The sequence below is a fragment of the Streptomyces sp. SID11385 genome (assembly GCF_010548245.1).
Lineage (GTDB): Bacteria > Actinomycetota > Actinomycetes > Streptomycetales > Streptomycetaceae > Streptomyces.
This window is the reverse complement of sequence record NZ_JAAGLR010000576.1, coordinates 1-3,783: the sequence shown is the minus strand read 5'-3', so window position 1 is coordinate 3,783 and position 3,783 is coordinate 1. Positions and strand designations below refer to the sequence as shown.

At 75.5% G+C, this 3,783-nt stretch carries 6 protein-coding genes; 2 read left to right on the top strand and 4 right to left on the bottom strand.

Translation table 11 applies throughout. The annotated features are described in order from the left end of the window. From G3I42_RS17570 to G3I42_RS17560, 3 genes are all read right to left on the bottom strand, one after another. On the bottom strand, positions 1-538 hold a 538-nt coding region (locus tag G3I42_RS17570; RefSeq protein WP_164287071.1), incomplete at its 3' end, for a MerR family transcriptional regulator. Between the two features lie 183 nt (positions 539-721). Continuing rightward, positions 722-1,384: a HEAT repeat domain-containing protein gene (locus G3I42_RS17565; protein WP_164287069.1), complete on the bottom strand. Its 663-nt coding sequence runs from the start codon at positions 1,382-1,384 to the stop codon at positions 722-724. A gap of 74 nt (positions 1,385-1,458) precedes the next feature. Continuing rightward, a complete protein-coding gene (locus G3I42_RS17560) occupies positions 1,459-2,385 on the bottom strand; it encodes an arginase family protein (protein WP_164287067.1) in 927 nt (308 codons plus the stop codon). A gap of 57 nt (positions 2,386-2,442) precedes the next feature. On the opposite strand from G3I42_RS17560, the gene G3I42_RS17555 reads away from it, so the two are divergent. Beyond that, on the top strand, positions 2,443-2,811 hold the full coding sequence (locus G3I42_RS17555) for a DUF6204 family protein (protein WP_164287065.1): 369 nt from the start codon (positions 2,443-2,445) through the stop codon (positions 2,809-2,811). A gap of 2 nt (positions 2,812-2,813) precedes the next feature. Here the strand turns inward: G3I42_RS17555 and G3I42_RS17550 are convergent, their stop codons facing one another. Continuing rightward, positions 2,814-3,428 (bottom strand): GNAT family protein, encoded by a 615-nt coding sequence (locus G3I42_RS17550; RefSeq protein WP_164287063.1) that lies wholly within the window; start codon positions 3,426-3,428, stop codon positions 2,814-2,816. Positions 3,429-3,475: 47 nt separating this feature from the next. On the opposite strand from G3I42_RS17550, the gene G3I42_RS17545 reads away from it, so the two are divergent. Further along, on the top strand, positions 3,476-3,783 hold a 308-nt coding region (locus G3I42_RS17545), incomplete at its 3' end, for an HAD family hydrolase (RefSeq protein ID WP_343244575.1).

The following is a 3,783-nucleotide window of genomic DNA, read 5'->3' as shown; positions in this document are numbered from 1 at the left end:
GCGGGGCGAGCGCGCTCTCGCCCGCTCGCGCGAGCGCCCAGCGCAGCGCCCCCGCCACGTACGGGTCCGGCTCGCGCAGCAGTGCGTCCGCGAGCATCTCCGCCGGTACGGGGCCGCCCTTCGCCGTCGCGAGCGCCGCACGCTGCCTGTCGTCCGCGCTCCACGCGCACAGCGCCCGCAGCAGCGCGGCGCTGCGCAGCACGTCGTCCCAGTCAGCCGGTTCGGCGGCGCCGATGCGGTCGAGGCGCGTGAGCAGTTCGGTCTCGGCCGCGATGCGTTCCCGTGTCCGCCGCGCGAGTTCCGCGACAAGGCGCGCGGGCGCGAAGTCCGGGTCGTCGAGCGCGCGTCCCACCTCGCGCAGTGACAGGCCGAGCGAGCGCAGGCTCTCGATGTGGAAGACGCGCCGCACGTCGTCCGCCGCGTACGCGCGGTAGCCGGAGCCGGTACGGCCCTCGGGGCGGACGAGGCCGAGCGCCTCGTAGTGCCGGAGCATCCGCGCGCTCACCCCGGACCGCCGAGACAGCTCACCGATCAGCACCGTTCACCACTCCTCACCGCCCACCAGGACGCCTCCGCACGCCTCCGCGCGCCTCCGTACAGCTCAACACTTCTCGGCGCACCGCCGTTTCGCCCCTCCGCCGACCGCCGTTCACCTCCACACGTCCAGATGATCGCCGTCCCCGGCACACGTCCAGATGATCGCCCTCCCCGGCCGCTCCTCCTACGGCCCGTCCGGCCCCAGCGCGACGACGCGTTTCGCCGCCTCCAGCACCGGGGCGAAGCCGAGCGACGGGTCCTGGCGCAGGTCTTCCGTGGCGAGCGCGTGGGCCCGTACCTCGGGGTCCGCGTCCTTCTCCTTCTCCGCGAGGACCGGCCGTGCCGCCGCGCCAAGCGCGAGCAGCGCGCGGCTCAGGCTCAGCCGCGTCTCCGGTACGCCCCGGCCGAGCTGTCCCGCCAGCGCCACGGCCAGCGCCGCCTCCTCGCCCTCGGGGACGAGGACGACGGCCGTGCGCCAGGCCGTGCGCGCCACCTCGTCGTCGGGGTCGTCCAGGAGCGCGGGCGTGATCGCCTCCCATGTCGCCGGTTCCGCGATCTTCGAGAGCGTGTGCAGGGCCTGGGCGCGCGCCTGCGCGGGCTCCGTGCGCAGCGCCGCCACGAGCAGCGGTACGGTCAGCTCCTCCGGCTGCCGTATCAGCGCCCAGGTCAGCATCTCGCGCACGCCGAACTCCGGCTCGACCGCGCAGCGCGCGACGAGCGCGTCCACGTACGCGGCATCCGGCCGCGTACCCGCCGCGAGCGCCGCCCGCAGCCGTACGCCACCGTCCTCGCTCTCCAGCGCGCGCAGCACCCGCGTCGTGTACGGGACCGCTTCCCGCATGGTCATGGAAACCCGCCTCCCGGACCCCGTGCGGGGCTCGTCGTCGTGCTCCCAGTGAAGGGCTTGCCACCGTGTCAAGGTCAAAGGATGCCGGTACGGGCGCCGCCCGGAAGGTCTCGCGCGAACGCCGCCACCAGCAGGTCGGCCAGCGTGTCCCCCGCCGTCCCGTCCGGGTCCTTGTCCGGGTCGTAGATCGTGACGTTCAGGCCGACGCAGCCGGGGGCCGCGAGCAACGGCCGGAGCAGCTCGGTGAGTTCGTGCGGTTCCAGGCCGCCGGGGTCGGGGCTGTCCACGGCGGGCATGACGGCCGGGTCGAGGACGTCCGCGTCGCAGTGCACCCAGTACCCGGCCCGTCCCCCGCCGCTCAGCTCCCGCGCGAGCGCCGCGCCGGCCGCCGCGGGGCCCCGCTCGCGCAGCGCGGCGACCGTGACGACGTCCATCCCGAGCGAGGTCAGTTCGGGGATGTCGACGTCGCCGTCCCTGATGCCCGCGTAGCGGATGTCCTGCTCGCGCAGGTAGGGCCGCAGTCCGTCGATGTCCGCGAGGTCCGCCTGCCCGCGCCCGGTGGCGATCGCGACCTCCTCGCCGGCCGCCGCGCCGACGGCGGGCGCGTTGCCCAGGTGGCGGAAGTCGGCGGAGGCGTCGGCGGCGAGGAGTCCGTAGCGGCCCCTGCGGCGCAGCGCGAGCGAGGCGCCGAGCTGGATGGCGCAGTCGCCGCCGAGCACCACGGGGAAGTCGCCCGCGTCGAGGAGCGGGCCGATCCGGTCGGCCAACTGCCGGGTGTACGTGGCGATGTGGGGTGCGTGGAAGACGCCGTCGCCGGGACGCCAGTCGCCCCTGTCGTACGCGGGGGCGGGGACGGTGCCCCCGTCGTGGGCGCCGATCCGCGGGGGCAGGTCCCGCGCGCGCAGCGCCGCGGCGAGGCCGTGGCAGCCGGGCACCTGTCCGGGCGCCGGGGGCCGCAGGCCGAGGTTGGAGGGCGCGTCGATTATCACCGTGCGTCGCATGCGGGTCATCCTCTACGGTGGCGCGGCACGCTTCACCCCGATTTCCGAGAAGGCACCATGAGCAGCCCGCTTCCCACCGGCCCGCAGCACGAGCGGCACACCTACCGCGTGACCCTGCGAGGAGTGTGGGCGCCCCGGGACGAGGCCGAGCGGGAGACGCTGCGGGCCGGGCTCGCGGAGGCGGACGGTCTCGGCGCGATGCGGTTCACGCCCGGGGGTTCGCTCGCCTACGACCGGACGCTGAAGGCGTTCTCCTTCCGCGTCGAACTGCGCTCGGACGCGGCGGACGGCGAGGAGATGGCCGCCGCGCTCGCCGAGGAGCGCCTTGAGCACGTCCTGCGGGAACGCGGCCTGCACTGCGGCGAGTTGCGGGCGGCGGTGACCGATCTGGACACGATGAAGGTCAACCGGAAGCGGCGCGGCTGACGTTACGCGCCCGGGAGCTTCATCTCGCTGGTGAGCGCGAAGCGTTCGTGCCCGCGCCAGGCTCCGTCGACGTGGAGGAAGTCGGGCGAGTAGCCCTCGTGGCGGAAGCCGAGGCGGCGGGCGAGCGCGCACGAAGCGGCGTTCTCCGGCTGGACGTTGATCTCCAGGCGGTGCAGGCCGAGCGTGGTGAAGGCGTGGCGGATGACGAGGCCGAGCCCCTCGGTCATGAGGCCGCGCCCCTCGGCGCCCGCGAAGGCCCCGTAGCCGAGCGCGCCGCAACGGAAGGCGCCCTGCACGATGTTGTTGATGTTGACGAAGCCGGCGAGGGCGCCGTCCGCGCGGGTACGGAGCAGGAATCCGGCCCGCGCGGGCTCGTCCAGGCGGTCCGCGTAGGCGGCGAAGGCGTTCGCGTCGTCGGGCATCGCCAGCCACGGGTGGTGCAGCGCGCGGCTCTCGCGCACGCGCGCCACGAACGCGGGCCCGTCCTCGTGCCGCAGCGCGTGCAAGGTCGTGCGGGCACCCTCGGCGAGGACGGGGGCGGGGGCAGGGACGGGAGCGGGGGCGGGCTCGGGGTGGCGGGCGGTCTCGGGCGCGGGGGGTACGGGTCCTTCGGTCACCGGCGCACGCTAGCAAAGCCCGCGCGGTCCGTGACAGGCTCACGCACATGCGCGCCGCTTCCCCTCCCCGGGCCGTCCTCCTCGACGTGGACGGCGTCCTCCTCGACTCGGCCGCGCTCCACCGCCGCGTGTGGGACGCCTGGGCGGTACGGAACGGGCTCGACCCGGAGGCGGTGTGGCCGCTCACCTTCGGCAGGCGCCCCGAGGACACGGTCCGCGCGGCGGCGCCCGCGCTCGACGCGACGGCCGAACGGCGCGTGCTCGACGCGCTGTTGGCGGCCGAGGGGGACACCGTGCCGCCCGTGCCCGGGGCCCGTGGACTGCTCGCCGCGCTGGCGGCGGCGGGTGTCCCGTG

Coding starts and splice junctions, on each gene's coding strand:
- G3I42_RS17555 (WP_164287065.1), top strand. CDS start 2,443: ATGAGCAGCCCGCTTCCCACCGGCCCGCAGCACGAGCGGCACACCTAC.
- G3I42_RS17565 (WP_164287069.1), bottom strand. CDS start 1,384: ATGACCATGCGGGAAGCGGTCCCGTACACGACGCGGGTGCTGCGCGCG.
- G3I42_RS17560 (WP_164287067.1), bottom strand. CDS start 2,385: ATGCGACGCACGGTGATAATCGACGCGCCCTCCAACCTCGGCCTGCGG.